Annotated in this window: 5 protein-coding genes; 4 read left to right on the forward strand and 1 reads right to left on the reverse strand. The window is 37.6% G+C overall.

Annotation, left to right across the window (positions count from 1 at the left end; all coding sequences use genetic code 11):
- The first annotated feature begins 31 nt into the window (after positions 1 to 31).
- The 4 genes from E5D58_RS06040 (at position 32) to E5D58_RS06055 (ending at position 19,401) form a co-directional block, all read left to right on the forward strand.
- Positions 32 to 1,468: a T9SS type B sorting domain-containing protein gene (locus E5D58_RS06040; RefSeq protein ID WP_136480936.1), complete on the forward strand. Its 1,437-nt coding sequence runs from the start codon at positions 32 to 34 to the stop codon at positions 1,466 to 1,468.
- Between the two features lies 1 nt (position 1,469).
- Positions 1,470 to 3,887: a PorP/SprF family type IX secretion system membrane protein gene (locus E5D58_RS06045; RefSeq protein WP_136480937.1), complete on the forward strand. Its 2,418-nt coding sequence runs from the start codon at positions 1,470 to 1,472 to the stop codon at positions 3,885 to 3,887.
- A gap of 438 nt (positions 3,888 to 4,325) precedes the next feature.
- On the forward strand, positions 4,326 to 18,392 hold the full coding sequence (locus tag E5D58_RS06050; protein WP_136480938.1) for a T9SS type B sorting domain-containing protein: 14,067 nt from the start codon (positions 4,326 to 4,328) through the stop codon (positions 18,390 to 18,392).
- Positions 18,393 to 18,417: 25 nt separating this feature from the next.
- Positions 18,418 to 19,401: a PorP/SprF family type IX secretion system membrane protein gene (locus E5D58_RS06055; RefSeq protein ID WP_136480939.1), complete on the forward strand. Its 984-nt coding sequence runs from the start codon at positions 18,418 to 18,420 to the stop codon at positions 19,399 to 19,401.
- A 55-nt stretch (positions 19,402 to 19,456) separates the two neighbouring features.
- On the opposite strand, the gene E5D58_RS14930 is transcribed toward E5D58_RS06055, so the two are convergent.
- On the reverse strand, positions 19,457 to 19,687 hold the full coding sequence (locus E5D58_RS14930) for a hypothetical protein (protein ID WP_168796638.1): 231 nt from the start codon (positions 19,685 to 19,687) through the stop codon (positions 19,457 to 19,459).
- Positions 19,688 to 19,727 lie beyond the last annotated feature (40 nt).

Below are 19,727 nucleotides of genomic sequence, written 5' to 3' on the forward strand. Positions count from 1 at the left end.
TAAAAACTACTGAAATAAAGGTTATATGGGAATGTTTTCAAAAGTTTATATCAAGCTATTATTCATTTTGTGTTTTGTAAATATATCTGTTGCACAAATTGTTATTGGTAAGCCTAATTTAGAGTTTAGTCAAGCTTGTGCCAGCCCTTCTTTTAATACCTATAATGTAAGGTTTTCGTTCTCACCAGATTCTTCAGTAAGTACCACAAATCAATTTATTATAGAACTTTCAGATAGTTCAGGAAGCTTTTCTGAATCTGAAGTCATTTATACGTCAGCTGCTGGGAGTATAACAACATCGCCGGCAACTATTACCTTTGCTTTTCCTAGTACCGTCTCAGGGGAGTCTTATAAAATAAGAATAAAAAGTACGGCACCTGTAGCAACTAGTACCAGTTCAGATGCTTTTCCAGCTTACTTTAAGCTTCAAGACACCCCATTTTCAATTAATAACTTAGTATCAACTGCCTCTTATTGTACCGATGGTAGTTACCTGTTAACTATAGATAATCCGGGTGGACCAACAAACGATTCACCCTTAAAGTATCCATCTTTAACTTATAGGTGGTTTAGAGAAACAAGCCCAACTACGGCCGATTTTGTAGCAGATGGGGCAAGTTTGTCCGTAAGTACGCCAGGAACCTATTTTGTAGAAACCAATTATGGGACTTGTACTTCCAATTCATTTTCAAATAGAGTAACCGTATCAGAAATTGCATCTGGTGGAGGTTCAAGTAATATCACTTCAAGTTTAGGAAACCCGTTTTGCGCTAGTGAGGGACCAACATCTTTAAGCACTGTAAATGGTATTAGCTACCAGTGGTATAAAGAAGGTATCGAAATTCCAGAGGCCACAGAACAAGTTTATGAGACTAATGAAGACGGAGAGTATTCTGTGGTTGTTGACTTAGGAGGTTGCACAACAAGTGCATCAATTGTTTTAGATAATGGACGTTTTGAAAGCACTATAGATGCATTAGAAGATAATGTTTTGGATGAAGGAGAGACCTTTTTGGTAACAGTAACCACCGAAGCTATTAATCCGGAGTACAAATGGTATTTAAACGAAAAAGAAATATCGGGAGCTACGACTGCAAGTTATATGGTTAGTGAAATTGGGAACTACATGGTAGCGGTAACTCAAACCTCAGGATGCGAGCTTACCACTCAGTCTTTCTTTAAAGTAAGTGAAGCCTTTCCTAATGTAGAAAACATTCCGAATATTATAAGCCCTAACGGTGATGGTATAAACGACACATGGGTTATTCCTAAAGTTTATGTAAACAATTCAGAAACAGAGGTTTTGATACTGAATTCTCAAGGTAAAATAGAACTAAGAACTAACAATTATCAAAACAATTGGCCAGAAAACGCTATTGATTTTAATAGTGTTAATCCGCTCTTTTATTACGTAATAACGGTAGAAGGAGGACAAACCAAAAAAGGAACCATTACAGTATTTAAGTAGTATGAAAAAATATATTTTACATATATTGATATTTGCATGCTGTTCGTCTTTTTTTTTGAATGGACAGGAAGGGGGCGTGGTAGCCCTAAATTTACCTGTTAGAAATTCTCTAAAGTTTAATAGACAGTTGGTTAATCCAACGTTTAGTTTTGTTAGAGAGCAAAATAAATATATTAGCTTTACCAATAAACGCGAATGGGGTCAATTTAATAATGCCCCATTAACTTATATTGCTGGATATTCCGGTAGGTTTAAAGAAAACATTGGAGCAGGATTGAGTTTATTTCAACAAAACTATGGGGTTTTAACAACGTTTGGAGGGGTTGCCAATTTTGCCTATAATGTGGTGTTGAGCCGCGATAGTAATCTCACCTTTGGACTTAATTTAGGGGCTTATAGTAGTGGATTGAATCAAGGAAAAGTGGTGAGTAATTTTTCGGATCCAGCTCTGGATAATGTGCCGTCAAATATGTTAGTTACAGTTAATCCAGGAATAAACTATGGTACCGGATTTATTGATATAGGAGTTTCTCTCAACAATATTGTGGCCTATAACATTTCAGAATCAAATATGCTGGAAGATAATCCTGAACAGGCTATTCAAGTTCATGGTATGTATACGGGCTACTTTAATAGTAGAGGTTTTTTCGATGAAAGTAAATTTACTGGTTTTATTCGTTCAGAGTTTAAACCAGATCAAACCATTATTTCGGGGCTTATGATGGTAAGCGTACCAAAGGGATTATGGGGGCAAGTGGGTTATAACACGTTGCATGGTTTTTCAGCAGGAGTCGGGTTAAATATTAGTTCTCAGATAGCCATTGAGTATAATTATGAAAAAGCATTGGGAGACATAAATGTACTTGGACACTCTCATGACATTACTATAGCTTACAGGTTTAAAGATAATAATAGATATGACTATAGTGGGGACGATAGGGAAGAAGCCTTGCTTATAAAAGAAAACAAAAGAAGTAAAGTAGCAAAACGAAATCCAAGAACGAAACCAGACCCAAGAAAAACTAGTAAAGCGAAAGAAAACGGTACTGAGCTTGCAGCGGCTGCTTTATTGGTACAACAAAATAAAGAGAAGGAAGCTGCTAGATTAAAAGCCGAACAAGAAGCCCAGGCTTTAGCAGAAGCAGAACGATTAAAGGCAGAGGAAGCAGCACAGCGTCAATCAGAAGATGCTACTAGATTAAAAGCCGAACAAGAAGCCCAGGCTTTAGCAGAAGCGGAACGATTAGAGGCAGAGGAAGCAGCACAACGTCAAGCAGAAGAAGCTGCTAGATTAAAAGCCGAACAAGAAGCCCAGGCTTTAGCAGAAGCGGAACGATTAAAGGCAGAGGAAGCAGCGCAACGTCAATCAGAAGAAGCTGCTAGATTAAAAGCCGAACAAGAAGCCCAGGCTTTAGCAGAAGCGGAACGATTAGAGGCAGAGGAAGCAGCACAGCGTCAATCAGAAGAAGCTGCTAGACTAAAAGCCGAACAAGAAGCCCAGGCTTTAGCCGGAGCGGAAGAAGAAGTTGTGCAAGCGCCTATAGTGCCAACAGATGAGGCTACTAAAGAAATGAATGAAATCACTCAAGAAGCCTTACAATCGGATAAAGAGCAAGATGAATTGTTGAGCCAATTAGCTGATAAGGTAAGTGCTAAGCAAAAAGATTTAGACGATTTAATTGAAGAAAACGACTTAAGTGAGCAAGGTATAATAAAACCACCTAAACCGTTTAAAAGTATTAGTGAGGAAAACCGAGAACTTGAGGCTTTAACTTCAAAGATTGATAAGGTAATTAAGTCTCAAAATAGCAATATTAGAAGATTAGATAACATCTATAAACAAAGATTAAAAACGGTATCTAATTCTGACGATCCAACTAATAAGTTTTATAAACAAAAAATAAAAGATCTGAAATCTAAGCAATTAAAGGCCATTCAATTAAGACAAAGTTCGGTGTTGAGAATTGAACAACTTAAAGAGGATATTAAAATTGAAAGAAAGCGTAGAATTCAGCGGGCTCTTTATGATAATGAAGATGATAGATATAATAAAGATAGAGCTAGTCTCGAAAGAATTAAGCAAACAACCTCGGTAAGTGTTGTTCCTTTGAAAGCAAGTGATTTTGATTCTGGTGAAACATTGGATAATATCCAAATAATTAAAGGTCTTAAGCATGTAGAAGAGGGCTACTATTTGGTGGTTGCTATCCATTCAGATGTTAAGAAAAGAGACGACTTCTTAAAAAAGGCGGTTGCGGCTGGCGAGTCCAATATTGATTTCTTCTATGATGTAAATACAAGTAAATATTATATCTATTATGACAAGCACTCAAATATTAGCTCTGCGCAGAATACGATGGCAACAAAAGGCAGTAAAGCTTATAATAACAATATGTCTATTGTAAGGATTGAAGATTAATACTAATAAATTAGTTAGTTAGGTAATAATTTATAGGTATAGTTTTTTGGTGTCCATGTTATATGCAAAATAGCACTAGTTAGAAACAATTCTGATTGGTGCTATTTTTTTGTTAATCAGTATTTAATTAAAGCGTTGAAGCATATGAATTTGGAGTTATAGAAGAACTAATCACTTTAAATGTAAGATAAGTACTTCTTTTTAGTGTTATTTTTAGGTTAAAACGTAATTATTTACCGATTAATAGTAATTTAATAGCCTTTTTACTTGTGCTTCACAAAAAAAATCCGATATTTATATCGATTAAAAGCAATAAAATCAGATTAAGTGTAAAATATTGAAGTTTAAATCTTACTTGGTTTTATGTTTTTGAATTAACAAACTAACTAGTCGTATTTCTTTTTTAGCCTTAAAAAAAGAAATATAAAAACAACCATTATGAACAAACCTACTTGTTTGGCAGTCATATTTATTTTGTTTCAAAAGATCTATTCGGTGATTTTGAAATTCCTTTCGCCAAATCAAAAGGTCGTTACTTTTTTACTGTTGGTTAGTATTTTATTATTTAGTAACCAGTCGTTTGCACAATTAGCAGTCCCTTTTTCGCCAAGATTGCCTGGAGGAAATATTAAAGTAAAAGGAGATATTGTCTTGATAGGTAATACGGTTATTACTGGTCAAGGGTTAGGGCTTCCCTTTAACGGATCGGGTAACAATAACTCCTATGATGGAGAATATATAAATGTTGCAAGTGGAGGAGATCCAAGTATTTTTAGTTCAAGTACAGCAGATTTAAACTTAAATAATCCATGTAAAAAAATTGTATTTGCCGGCTTGTATTGGGCATCAGTTTATCCAAATGAGGTAGGCACTAATGGCAGTCAACAGTTTGAAGGAACACCAAGACTAGAGGATTGGAATCAAGTAAAATTTAAGCTTCCCACAGGAGGTTTTATTGATTTGGTTGCCGATAATAATCCAGACCCAGTTGGCGAAGAGGATGATATTATATTTGATGGCTACGATCCGGTTAACATAAATAATTCATTTAAAGATTCTCCAATTGTATGTTACAAAAACGTTACTAATTTGCTTCAGGGTTTAACAGAGGCAGATGGTACATACACGGTTGCTAATTTAAGGGCAACCAGAGGGGATAGAAGAGGAGGCTGTGCTGCAGGTTGGACCCTTGTTGTAATTTACGAGAGTCCGCAACTTCCAAGTAAATTCATCTCTGTTTTTGATGGTTATGCAGGAGTTCAAGGTAGTACTACGCTTGATATTCCTGTTTCTGGGTTTCAAACCTTACCCGCACCACTTCCGGTTAATGCTAAAATAGGGGTGGCTGCTCTAGAAGGTGACTTAGGTATAGGTGGTGACACATTTAGATTCAAAGCAAGTACATCAGGTACTTATACTAATTTAAGTGATGCATTGAATTCAAATAGTAATTTTTTCAACTCAAAAATCACTAACGATGGAGCCTATATGACTAATAGAAATCCTAATAGTGAAAATGTACTTGGTTTTGATATTGCCAATGTTAGAATTCCAAATCCGAGTAATTCGGTTTTACCGAATGATGCTACAGCAGGTGATTTAAGATTGACAACTAGTGGCGATGGTTACGGGGCGTTTGTAACGTCTTTTGCTGTTGATATTATTGAACCAAATATAGTACTCACGAAAATTGTTGAAGATGAATTAGGTAATAACATTGGAGGAGAGGTTGTTAATTTAGGACAGCAACTAAACTATGTTATCGGTTTTCAAAACACAGGAAATGATGATGCAACAGGTTATACCATAAGAGATGTGCTTCCTACTAATGTTGTATTTAATTACCCTTCTGACATAGCACCTTTGCCGCCAGGAGTAACTATTGATAGCTATGATGCTGCTACTAGAGAAATTATATTTAGAGTGGATGATTCAGTAGTTACAGAATTTGGTCCGTTGCTAGAGATTCGCTTTAGTGTACGCGTTGTTGAATTTTGTAATCTTTTAAATGACGCCTGCTCTAATAGTGTTAATAATCAGGCATACGGTACCTACAGAAGTAAATTGAATCCATCTTTTATTATTTCTGATGACCCGAGTTATGATATAAATAACGGATGCTTATTGGCGCCTCAAGCTACTAACTTTCTGGCAGATATTGATAGTTGTACATACACAGAAGAGGTCATTTTATGTGGTGCAAGTGTAACCTTAACGGCACCTGGTGGATATGATTCTTATGAGTGGTCTACAAGTCCAACCTTTAGCCCAATAATCGGCACAAACCAAAGTATCGATATTACCAGTACAGGGACTTATTATGTGAAAAATAATGCATTAGCGCCCTGTCAAACAACTGACAAGCAATTTGATGTGATTACCTTTGGTGCCAATGTAGTTAATCCTGTATTCCCCTATGCGGATCAAACAGTGACTTGTCCAAATGATGGAAAACAGTTACCGAATATTTTTTTATGCGGAGGAATAGGAGGTAAATTAATTCAAACCAATCTATCTGATACGACTTCAATGATATGGGAAGTATTAGATGAATCAAGCTGTTCGACCGTTTTTGATGATCGCTGTGCAAATGAGTCTTCTAGTTGTGTTTGGAATCAAGTACAAACAGGACCAGACTTTATGGCCGATACTGCCGGCCAATATAGATTAACATTAAACTATCCAGGAGGATGTTTTAATCGTTTTTATTTTAACGTTTATACCAACCTTTTAAGTCCTAACGTATCGTCTGCAGATATTTTTTGTGATAGCAATGGAAAAATTGTTATTGGAGGTGTACCCAGTGGCTATGAATATAGTATTGACGGGACCAACTATCAAACGAGTAATACGTTCGATATTTCGACTCCAGATTTATATACCGTTTATATAAAGCAAATAGGCGTATCGCCTAACCCTTGTATTTTTACAGTTCCTGATGTTCAAATTAGGGATCGAAACTTTTCTGTTTCTACAATAATCAATCAACCTTTTTGTAATGGAAATCAAGGCAATGTTGTGATTGCCGTAAATGATGTTAGGCCACAGTATTACTACGCCATTTCTCAAGGAACTAGCTTAATACAAAGTATTGGCCCAGTTACCGATGGAGGACATACATTTTTTAATTTAAGCCCAGGGACTTATACTATTGAGGTATCCACTGAAGATGGTTGTACATTTTCAGAAGATATTGAAATAATAGATCCCCCATTGTTAGTGGCTACATCAGCTTTAACAACCCCATTAACATGCACGGACGGAGAGATTACGGTAACTCCTGTGGGAGGAACACCGCCGTACTATTATTTTGTAAATAGTAGCAGTACGTTTGAAACCATTCCAACCATTCCTGTTTCTAGCTCAGGTACTTTTGATATTGAAGTCGTGGATTCAAACAACTGCTCTGCAACAATTTCAATTACAGTTAATCAGGTAGCTGAACCAGAATTTAATGTGTCTCATAGCGATATATTATGTTACGGTGATAATGCGGGACAAATACAGTTTAATGTAACAAACGCTAATGGATATGCCATTGAGTTTAGTATTGACAATGGGCTTAACTATCAAACCAGTTCTGTTTTTTCAAATTTGACTTCGGGATCCTATCAAGCTATGATACGATATACGTTAAACACGTCTCAATGTTTAACTACCCCACAGAATATTGATATTCTTGAACCTTTTTCTACAGTAACGGCATCGGCTGGAGTATCCCAGCTAGCTGGTTGTGGGCCTTCTGGAGAGGGTGCACTAAGAATAACAAATCCACAAGGCGGGGTGCCACCCTATGAATTTAGTTTTGATAATCAAGCTTCTTGGACAACAACAAACGAAGCATTTTTAGCTCCTGGAACATATACGTTGTATGCTAGGGACTCCAATGGATGCGTGTACCCCATGCCAGATATTATTATAGATCAAGAACCATTGGCACCTACTATTAGTATCTCTGATCCAGATTTTAACTGTGATGGCTCTGCAAACACTACCGTTACTATTACAAACCCAGGAACAGATGCTTTTACTTACACTTATTTATTAGATGGGGTATTAAACCCGAATACGGCAGACCCAGAAGTTTTCGAGAATGTCCCGGATGGACCTCATACAGTTAGTGTAACCTACCAGTTAGAGACTGTACCAACTTATAGTAATTTACTTTTGGAAGATTTTGGCTCTGGGCCAGATGTAAGTTCACCAGGAATTAACCCTGCGTTTTGTTTCGAACGTCAAGTTGCAGCTACTAGTTGTAACGGGGATTTTCGTTTGGGGAATGGAGAGTATACCATTACCAATCGACTTAAAGGTAGTATTTATGGCGGGTGGCATAATCCTGTGGATCATACTTCGGGGAGTGCAAATGGCAGGTACATGGCTGTAGATGCCGGAAGTGTTATACCGAATAATGCTGTATTATACAGAAAGCGTATTAATGATATTATTCCGAATAGACCGATTCAAGTACGTTTTTATGCAACTAACCTTTTAAGAATGGGAAATACACAACCCGATGCGTCGCTTACAGTTGAACTTCAGGATATCAATGGCGTTGCATTATCTTCTGAATCTACAGGAGGCATTCCAAAAACGAATGATTGGGTAGAGTATAACAGAACCATTAATCCGGGAAACAACACATCGTTGGATTTTGTTTTGAGACTTGAAGTATCTCAAACTAATGGTATTGATTTTGCAGTTGATGATATTCAGGTGTTTCAATTACCAACAGCTTGTATTACCCAAAGAGATTTTCCAATTGTTATTGATTCTGGAAATGCTTTTTCAGCAAGAATTTTAAGAGCAACTAATGAAACATGTGTTGGAGCAGACGATGGAACTATTACCATTTCAGCCCAAAATTTTGATTCAACTAATGGATTCCAATATTCTTTAGACGGTATAAATTGGATTACAGAGATGTCGTCTCCGCATACAATTCAGGGACTATCTGATGGTAGTTATAACGTTCAAATACGCTATGATGCGGTCGAGGTAGGATGTGATTTCAGTTTTAATCAAAGTATAGCAGCGGCTAATCCGCTTGGGGTAACTACTTCTGAAAGCCCTGTTACTTGTAATGATGGTGCTACCGTTACTGCAATAGGAACAGGTGGTGTACCTCCATATTCTTACGATTTGTTAGATGATACAACGGCAACAGTTATTAATAGTTTTCCAGCAAATGGCGTATTGGTAAATGTTCCTGCAGGGAATTACTTGGTAAGAGTGACCGATGCAAATGGCTGTTTAGAAACCACAACACTTAACCTAGTCGATTCAGAACTTCCTTCTGCAACTATTATTAATGCAGATTATTGTTACGATACATCCAATCAAGCTACCCTAGAAGTTTCTGCATCTGGAGGTCAATCGCCTTATCAATATAGTATTAATGGGGGGGCTTTCCAATCAAATCCAAGATTTACAGGATTAACACCAGGTACATACAATATAACGATAAGAGACGCCTACGGATGTGAATTTACATTACCTACGGAAACTATAGAACCTAGCGTTACTATAAGCAGTGTTTTAACCAAGGAGTTAGATTGTACTGCGTCACCAGATGGTATTATTTCAGGAACCATCACAAATGGTTACTCAGATTCAAGTTCTAATTATCAATATGCAGTGTCATTTAATGGAGGCACATTTACAAGTTTGGGATCGGTGGGTACTACATTTACCTATACAGCATCCGCCAGTGGAACTTATCAATTTCAAGTTACCGATGATAATGCTTGTCAGGCTTTATCAAATATAGTTACAGTAGCTCCAATCGAGTTTCCAACAGCAACGCTCAATACGGTAAATCCATCATGTAATGGAGATACCAACGGTTCAGTTCAAATTATTCCAGCTAACGGCGTTGCCCCATACGAATATAGTTTTAACGGATCTGGTTTTTCATCCACCTCGTTATATACAGGATTGAGTGCAGGTATTAATTATTTGTATGAGGTAAGAGATTCTAAAAATTGCGTATTTGCTAGTTCATTTGCATTATCAGAACCAACAACTCTGGTAGCTACAGCCAGTGCCACACCATTTTCATGTGATGCAGGAAATGGTAAACAAGCTGCTATCGTTACTATTAATGTTCCTACTACGGGAACGGCACCGTATACGTATAGTTTTAATGGATCTGGTTATAGCTCCAATAACACATTGACCATTAATGATAATGGTACAGACCAAATTATTAATTACTCGGTACAAGATGCCAATGGTTGTTCGGATGGTGGTTCTTTAACATTAACACAATTAAATCCACCAACAGATTTAGATTTTACAGCGACCGATATTACCTGCATAAACACAACATCTACAGCAACACTTACTGCTACAAATGGTGTAGGGGCTTTAGAATATGAAACGATTGCACCATCGCCTATTATTTTTGGGAAACAATCGTCGAATGTGTTTACAGGTTTAACTCCAGGAACTTACCTTTTTAGGATAACCGATGCTAATGGTTGCTATTATAGCGAATCCACTATTATTAGTCCTGTTTCAGAAATTGTAGCAAGCGGACAAGTAGTTAACAATGTTAGTTGCCATGGCGGTTCAGATGGTGCGGTAGGTTTTAGAACAGATCGTTTTTCTACATCATATAGCTATAGTTTTAATAGCGGAGCAACCGTATCTGGTCAAACAAATTCACGCTTATTCTTTAGTGGCTTGTCAGCAGGAGTCCAAACCATTACGGTGACTGATGATGTAACAGGTTGTACGGCATCAACGTCGGTAACCATTACAGAGCCTACTAATGCTATAACTATTGATAGCGCAATAGCAACGAATGTACATTGTAATGCGTATAACTCGCAAATTACAGTGAGCGCTTCTAATGGAACACCAGGTTATACGTATGCTGCCGTGGTATTTGGTAATCCAGCCCCAGCAAATGGAGATTACCAGAATAGTAACATTATTAATATTGATACCTCTGCAGGATCAAACCTTATTTGGGATGTTTATGTGAAAGATTCTAATAATTGCATAGAGACTACAACTGTTACTGTTATTTTGGATGCTGTACCCACGGTTACAGTGCCAACATTGGCTACCAACCAGTGTTCGGTAGCTTCAGGATTTACATTTACTGCAACAGGAACAGGTTTAGCGCCATTAACATACAGCATAAACGGAAGAGCTTCCTATCAAGCAAGCTCAACCTTTACGGTTAATGCGCCGGGAAGTTATACCGTAACGATAAAAGATGGGAATGGGTGTTTGGCTACTAGTGCTAATACCGTAGACGTTTATGAGCCTATTACAGCAAGTGCTTTATTGGTTAAAGATTTAACCTGTGCACCAGTACCTACTGATGCCAGTATTGATATTACAGTATCAGGAGGAAATGCGCCTTATACTTATGAAGTTAGTGATGACGGTGGTTCAACTTATTCTAGTTTTACAGGTTTGCCATTTACTACGTCTGTCGCTGATAATTATCAATTCCGAATTACGGATGCTAATGGTTGTGAGTTTATTACAGATGTTGTTGCGGTAACTAATCCAGTTAATCCAAATATTATTTCCGTGACTCCAACGCAATCCATTTTGTGTCATGGAGAAGAAACAGGAGTCATAAGTATTGTCATAGATAATGCATTAGGTTTGGCACCATATACCATTAATGTTTTTAACAATACAGAAAGTAGAGATTATGGAACCCAAACCTCTGGCTTAGATGCCGGCGATTATACGATTACGGTTACAGATGCCAAAGGGTGTACAGATACTGAATCAGTTACTATATCAGAACCAGTACTACTTGTTTTAGATTTTGATATAGATCCAATTACCTGCGGCGCAGGCGGGGTTTCTCTTGGTAGAATAATAATTAATTCGGTTACAGGAGGTACTGCAAATTATACATATCATGTTACTGGTGTGAACGGATATGATCGTGAGTTTTTCAACCAGACCGGAGCAACACAAGTTTTTGAGGTTGTTGATTTTGGTTTGTATGAGATAATAATTTCAGACGCTAATGGTTGTAATGTTATTGAACAAGATATTTTGGTAGCATCACCACCGGACGACTTAGATATTGATATTGCTACCACTGTAGACTGTAGTTTAGGAGGCGAAGCAGAAGTCAGTATTGGTACAGCTACCACAATTACTGGTACGGGACCTTTTTACTTCGCAATATATACGGGCCCAGGAATGGTTTGGGACAGTATTGTTGGAGGGTCAGCAATTTGGCAATTAGGGGCTGGAACTCCGGTATCAACTACATTTACTGGATTGATTCCTGGTGCAATTTATACATTTATTGTATACGATGATGATTCAAAATGTTATTATTTTGAAACTGCAACCACTCCCATTCAAACAAATTCGACGCTCAGTGTTTCAGGTTTAAGTTCGCAGAATGTCACTTGTAGGGGGAATGCTGATGGAAATGTGAGTTTTGATATAAATAGTTTTTATGCTTTAGGTGTTGATGTTCGATATGAGCTTCTTGATGCTCAATCACTAGTTTCAACTGGTTTTATCGGAACAGGAACGGTTCCTGCTAGTGGGGGGCTTTCAGTGTCTAACCTTGGCACCTTGGATTTTGGAAATTATATTGTAGCTATTGAGGAGCTAACTGGTTCTAATGCAGGTTGTGGTATAACTACCTTACCTTTTAATATTACAGAATCTGCCATAGATTTAAGCCTTACCGCCTCGTCACCTAAAAATCAAAACTGTAATGAACTAGGCGCTATTTCAGCTATAGCTCAAGGAGGAACGGCACCCTATGAGTATATATTACTTCCTGATACAGATCCTATGCCTACATCTACCGATCCAAGTTGGGCAACGCCAAACACATTTACAACTAATACAGGCGCTTATACAGTTTATGTAAAAGATGCCTATGGATGTATTAGGGAAGCAGATGTGACAATTGGTTTAGACCCTGAACCAACCATTGATCCAGTAGCGCAACAATGTTTTAACGGAACACCATTAACAATTAATTTGGTTGAAGGAACAGGAACAGCTTTACCACCATTAACGTATAGTATAGGAACTGGAGGTGTACCTGCTGCATTCCAATCCAACAATATCTTTACAATGAGTACAGCAGGGACTTACGATTTATTTATTAAAGATGGAAATGGTTGTATAGCATCCAGAACGTATGTGGTTGAACCGCCTTTATTATTAGATGCCAATTTAACACAAGATTTATTATGTGGAACTGATGCTAGTATAACTTTAACACCAAGTGGTGGAGCATCAGGACCCTATTCTTTCGAAGTAAGTATCAATAGTGGAGTTTATAATGCTATACCGGGCTCTCCTTATACAACTGCGATTGCAGGAACCTATCAATTTAGAGTAACAGACGCTCAATCGTGTACTGCAGAATCTGCAGAAATAATAGTGACGCCTAACACAACACCGACATTCACAGAAACACATGCAGACGTTTCCTGCAATGGCAGTTCGGATGGTAGTATTGTGGTAACCACAACATCTGGAATTGCACCTTATCAATATAGTATTGATGGAGGAACAACCTATCAGTCCTCAAACGTTTTTAATGGTCTATCTGCTGCAGGAAGCCCATACAGTATAAGGGTAAGGGACGCTAAAAACTGTGAGTCTTTAGCAATGTCAGTAACCATCGGCCAGCCCAATGTGGTTAGTGGCACTCCAACGGTTAGTCCAGGACTTACGTGTGGCACTGGTAATGTTACGCAACCGGCCACTATAACGTTGGTTGGAAGTGGTGGGACACCCCCGTATACCTATAGTTTTGATGGAGGTGTAAATTATTCGACAATGAACACTTTTGAAACGTATTCTGCAGGAACTGTATTTACCTTTGTGAAAGATTCTAAAGGTTGTATATCGTCACAAATTGATGTACCTGTTTTTGATTTATTGCCTCCGTCAGATTTAATCTTTAATGCCACAGCAATAACCTGTGCACCATCTAATTTAACAAGCGATGTTACATTAACCGTAGTCGATGGCGTAGGAACATTAACTTACGATTTAATAGCACCGGCAAGTGCTGTTTCCAATAGTACCGGCGATAGTTCAGGAATCTATACTGGTTTAGTACCAGATACTTACACCTTTATGGTAACTGATTCTAATGGTTGTTCTTACACTGAATCATTTACAGTTAGCCCGGTTAACAATATTACAGTAACGGGATCTGTCGCCAACGATGTAAGTTGTACGGGTCAGTCAGATGGCGCTTTAGGGTTCAGAATAAGGAATTATGCATCAACATATTCATACGCCATAAACTCAGGAACACTGGTAACTGGTCAAAATAGTGGTTTTGTATTGATGTCTGGATTATCAGCAGGATCATATTCTATTTTAGTAACCGATGAAAGCACCGATTGTACTGCTACATATTCATTGACGGTAGATGAGCCAGCAAGTGCATTATCAATTGATAGTGCCACAGGAACACATGTACATTGTAATAATGATATGGCTTTAATTACAGTAAACGCATCAGGAGGAACACCTAACTATAGCTATGCTGCTGTTATTTCAGGAAGTCCTTCACCCGCGGCAGGAGATTTTATATCAAATAATGTATTAAGTGTTGATACCAATTCTGGAACAAATTTAGTTTGGGATGTTTATGTAATGGATGCTAATAGTTGTGGTGTTGGTACACCAACTACGGTTACTCTTATCAATGACGCACTCCCTACGGTAAATATTCCTGCACTGGCTTCTAATCAGTGTAATTTAAATGGCGATCCATTTACGTTTACCGCAACAGGCACCGGCGTTGCACCCTTATTGTATTCTATAGGAAATGGTTTCCAGTCTAGTCCAACCTATACTGTGTCCTTACCAGGCGACTATGTTGTAACGGTAAAAGATGCTAATGGATGTGAAGCAACAAGTGGCGTATTAACAGTATATCCTGTCTTGGATGTATCACCAAGTATTACGGCGTTCCCAACATGTACAGATGGGGATGGTATTATTACGCTAACGGGTTCTGGTGGCTCAGGAAACTATGTATACGCTATTAGTGCAGGAGGCGCCATAGTATCTGGAAATACCATTTCTAATATACCTGCAGGGACACATACACTTACCATTGAAGACACTACAACTTTATGTACACGTGATAAAGCCATAACTCTCGAAGCTGCAACTCCTGTTAGCTTTTCAACAACAGCAACTCCTGTTAGTTGTAATGGTGGTAATGATGGTACCATTACAGTAAGTTTACCATCAAGCAATAATAACCCAATATACCAATATAGTTTAGATGCTGGTGCAACTATGCAAACATCAAATATATTTACGGGTTTAACTGCTGGTAACTATAACGTTATGGTATTTTCTGGTAGAAACTGTACATCAGTATCTGCAGAGGCTATTACAGCCCCTAATGTAATTAACGTTCCTAACCCAACGGTAATAGACTATGCCTGTTCAGTGAATACAAATACCTCAAATTTTGCAACCATTACTGTTAATGGTGTTACTGGAGGTTCTTCAAATTATACAGTATACGAATTTATTAGAGGAGGAACCACAGTACAATCAGGATCCAGCAATGTGTATACGGAGACGGATTTGTTAGGGGGTAATTATACGATTCATGTTTATGATGATAAAGGGTGTACAAACTTCGCATCAGCTACCATATTGCCATTTGTAACTATGGATGGACTAAGTGTTAATGTAGATAACGCCATTACATGCACCAACAATGAAGATATATCTATAGCGGTAGCTTCTACTGGAGGTACATTATCTAATATGGAATATACTGTAGAAGATAATAACAATGGCACGACAGGTGGGGTTTACAGTCAAACCAATAACTCGGGAGTATTTACAAACTTACCAATAGGAGATTTTGTGATTTCCGTTACCAATTTAGATACGGGCTGTGCGTTGCAGACCGTGCATTATGTAAATGAGCCTAACACGTTTGATTTGACGATTGATAAAATTGTTGATGTGACTTGCTTTAACGACACAGATGGCAGTATAGAGGTTACTTTTATTGACAGAGTACCAACGCCTCTAGATGAGGCAGGCCCTTTTAGTTATAATGTTGTAGATGCCATTGGTAATTCAATAACATCTGGCTTAGTGGCTAATGCCGGACCAGTAACCTTATCTGGTTTTGCATCGGGAACTTACACCATAACGGCAAATCTTGTAAATGCACCATTCTGCGCGGTTACCAAAAGTTTCACAATTAATGCACCCATTGAGCCATTACGAATTTCTGAAACACATACAGAAATCACTTGTATGGCCGCTAATAACGATGGCACCATATCTGCAACGGCTTTAGGAGGTTGGTTTGGTGATTACGAGTTCCAGTTGGAATCTGCGTCGCAAGGGGTAGTTTCAGCATATAGTGCAGTTTCTAGTTTTACTAGCTTAGTTGCAGGAAATTATACAATACGAGTAAGAGATATAAAAGGATGCGTAGTTTCAACCACTGTATTGTTAGAAAACCCACAGCCTATTACAGCCAATATTTTGGCGGTTCCATCTACCTTATTGTGTTTTGGAAATACGGATGGCGTTATAGAAGTGAATGGCGTTACAGGTGGTCAGGGTAGTAATTATACCTATACATTAAATATGGTAGCACCAGTAGTTACGTCGTCAGGGCCTCAAAATTCAGCTAGATTTGAAGGCTTAGGAGCGGGAACTTATAATGTTCTTGTACAAGACGGTTATGGTTGTGAGTTTATAACATCTAATGTTGTAATTAACCAACCAACCAGAATAAACGCTTTATTGGGACAGGTAAGTTCTGACACATGTATAGAAGGATCTACCCTAAATTTGAGTGCCACTGGCGGAACAGGTCCGTATGAATATAGCAATGACCCATCATTCTCTACGGTAATAGGTAGCTTTACTAACGATACTAATATTCTTGCATTTAAAACAACTATTTCCACAACTTATAGATACTATGTTAGAGATGCGAACGGATGTGTATCGAACGTTTCAAACGACATTACCATTGATCCGCTTCCGGAGCTTAAGGTTAATATAGATGCAACCAATGCATTTATTAATTGTACAGGAGATAATACGGGGGTTATTGTGGCACAAGCAACAGGAGGTTTGGGTAATTATATTTATAGCTTACAAGATGGAACGGGAGTAAATATTGTTCCAGCCCCAATACAAAGTAGCCCAGGTGTTTTTACTGACTTAGCTGCTGGGACATATCAAGTTCGAGTAACGAGTGGTTTAGACTGTGATGAGGTATCGAAACAGGTGTCTATAACGGAGCCATTATTGGCATTAGAAACGACCTTTAGCACTGTGAATGTTAGTTGTGCGGGAGGGGATAATGGTCGTATTGAAATAATAGCTACAGGAGGAACAGGAGTGATTAAATATGCTATTTCTCCGCAACTAAACCAATTTTTTGAGTCTCCAATTTTTGAAGATTTAACTGCTGGCACCTATCAAGTGGTTGTTCAAGATGAATTAGGATGTTTTAGTGTCATTGATTTTGAGATAGAAGAGCCTAGCCCTGTCATGCTAAGTATTGTGCCTAACTCTATTGTACCAGAAATTTGTTCAGGTGACCTTGACGGCAGTTTTAGCGTTAATATCGAAGGAGGCATGTTGCCCTATAGTTACAGTCTCGACGATGTTACAGCAACCTATACATCTGGGAGTTTAACACAAACTCAGTTTGATTTTAATAATCTAGGAGGGGGCGACCATGTAGTCTATGTTCGAGATGCTGCTGGATGTGAATCGGAGTGGAATGTTACCCTGCCAGAATCTGTGTTGTTAGAGCCACAACTCTCAATAGATTATGGATGTACAAGTAATTTATCTACAAATACCGTTACGGTTTCTTTAGATGCAGGTGCTGTAAATATGAGTGATGTTGATTTTTCTCTGAATGGAGGACCATTTCAAGCAAGCAACGTTTTTACCGATGTGCCTGCCGGAATATCACACACCATTACAGCGCGTCATACAAATGGCTGTGAAAAGTTAAGCCCAGATTTTGATATTGATCAAATAGACCCCTTAAACCTTTCAATTGGAGAAGGACAAATGAACCAGATTGTTTCGACTGTTTCAGGTGGAGTTGGTCCTTACACCTATACATTGAATGGGGAAGATTATGGCGATGAAGAAAAGTATTTTATTTATAGTTCTGGAGATTATACGGTAAGTGTTACAGATGCCAATGGATGTGTTTCGGCTGTTAAGGGGTATTTTGAATATATAGATGTATGTATATCCAATTATTTTACACCAAATGGAGATGGAACTATTGATGAATGGGGGCCAGGCTGTACAACTCAATATGAAGACCTTATAGTAAGAGTATTTGATAGATACGGACGCCAAATCAAGCTACTACATGTAAATGAAAAATGGGACGGAACCTATAACGGGAAAGCCTTACCATCAGGAGACTATTGGTACATTCTTAAATTGAATGACCCGAAGGATGATCGAGAATTTATAGGACACTTTACACTCTACCGATAATATAGGTAAAGTTAAAACCAAAATTATGCAAAAGCTAAAACTAATCATGTGCTTATGTCTCTTAGTAATACTAAGGGGGTATAGTCAAGAGTTAAACTTGCCGGTTTTTACTCAGTATTTAGCTGATAATAATTTTGTGGTATCTCCTACGTTTGCAGGTATAGGGGATAACTTAAAGATAAGGGCTAATGGACTAACGCAATGGGCTGGAGTGGAAGGTGCACCAGATAATCAATCGCTATATGGAGATGTAAGAATAGGAAACAGGTCTGGTTTAGGTTTGTCATTATACAACGATAAAAATGGTAATACCACACAAACAGGTATAAAGTTTTCCTTTGCACACCATCTTATACTAGATTATTATTCAAAACAATATTTGTCCTTTGGAATATCTTATAATATTAATACTTTTAAAATAGATATTAGTAAGTTTGATGGGGGTACAGAAAATCCAACCTTAGATCCTTTTGTTACTGACGACAGAAGAACCGCAAATAACAACTTTGATGTTGGATTTTTATATAGAAACAAAGGACTGTTCTTAAGTTTTAATGCTAATAATATTCTTGAAAAGAATCTGGACCCAAGTATTAGAGTCTCAGAACCCAGGCTATTACTAAATTATCAAGTGTATTCAGGATATGCTTTTGAAGGAAAGAAAGGCAGTTATTTAGAGTTTGAGCCTTCTGTTTATTACCAAATGTTTAGCAGCGATAGTCGCTCAAGTACGGATGTTAGTTTTAAAGTTAGAAAATACAATAGAAAAGAGGATTACCTATGGGCTGGTGTCTCCTACAGATTTTTAAACGATCAGCTTTTTAAGCCTTTAAACGTTGGGCCTATGATTGGTTTTCAAAAGTCAATCTTCTATTTTGGTTATGCATATCAAATTACAACCAACCAAATTGCCAATTATAGTTCGGGTACCCATGTAGTTACTATTGGATTGAACTTTTTACAAGGCATAAGTAATTGTCCTTGTACACAAAGTCCGATAAGGCATTAATAGGTTTAAAGGAACTGCACTAACGGCATAACATTTTAAGAAGTTTGTTTTAAACTTAGGTTAAGATTACCCAAACAATATCAAACGTAATGGTTACTACTATTATTGTAATAGCGCATTTATTCACCTTATAATTGGTATTTATGGCAATAAATTTATCCGATGATCTGCAAAATACAAGTTTTAATTGATTGAAAAAACCTACAAAAACATCTAAATATCGGATAAAATGCATAAAATTCTGACTAAAAATACATAAATATCCTTTCCTCTTTAATTTTTTCATAAAATTATCGATATTTAAATCGTCTAAGAGCAAAATGTAG

This window comes from Cognatitamlana onchidii, from assembly GCF_004804355.1.
GTDB lineage: Bacteria > Bacteroidota > Bacteroidia > Flavobacteriales > Flavobacteriaceae > Cognatitamlana > Cognatitamlana onchidii.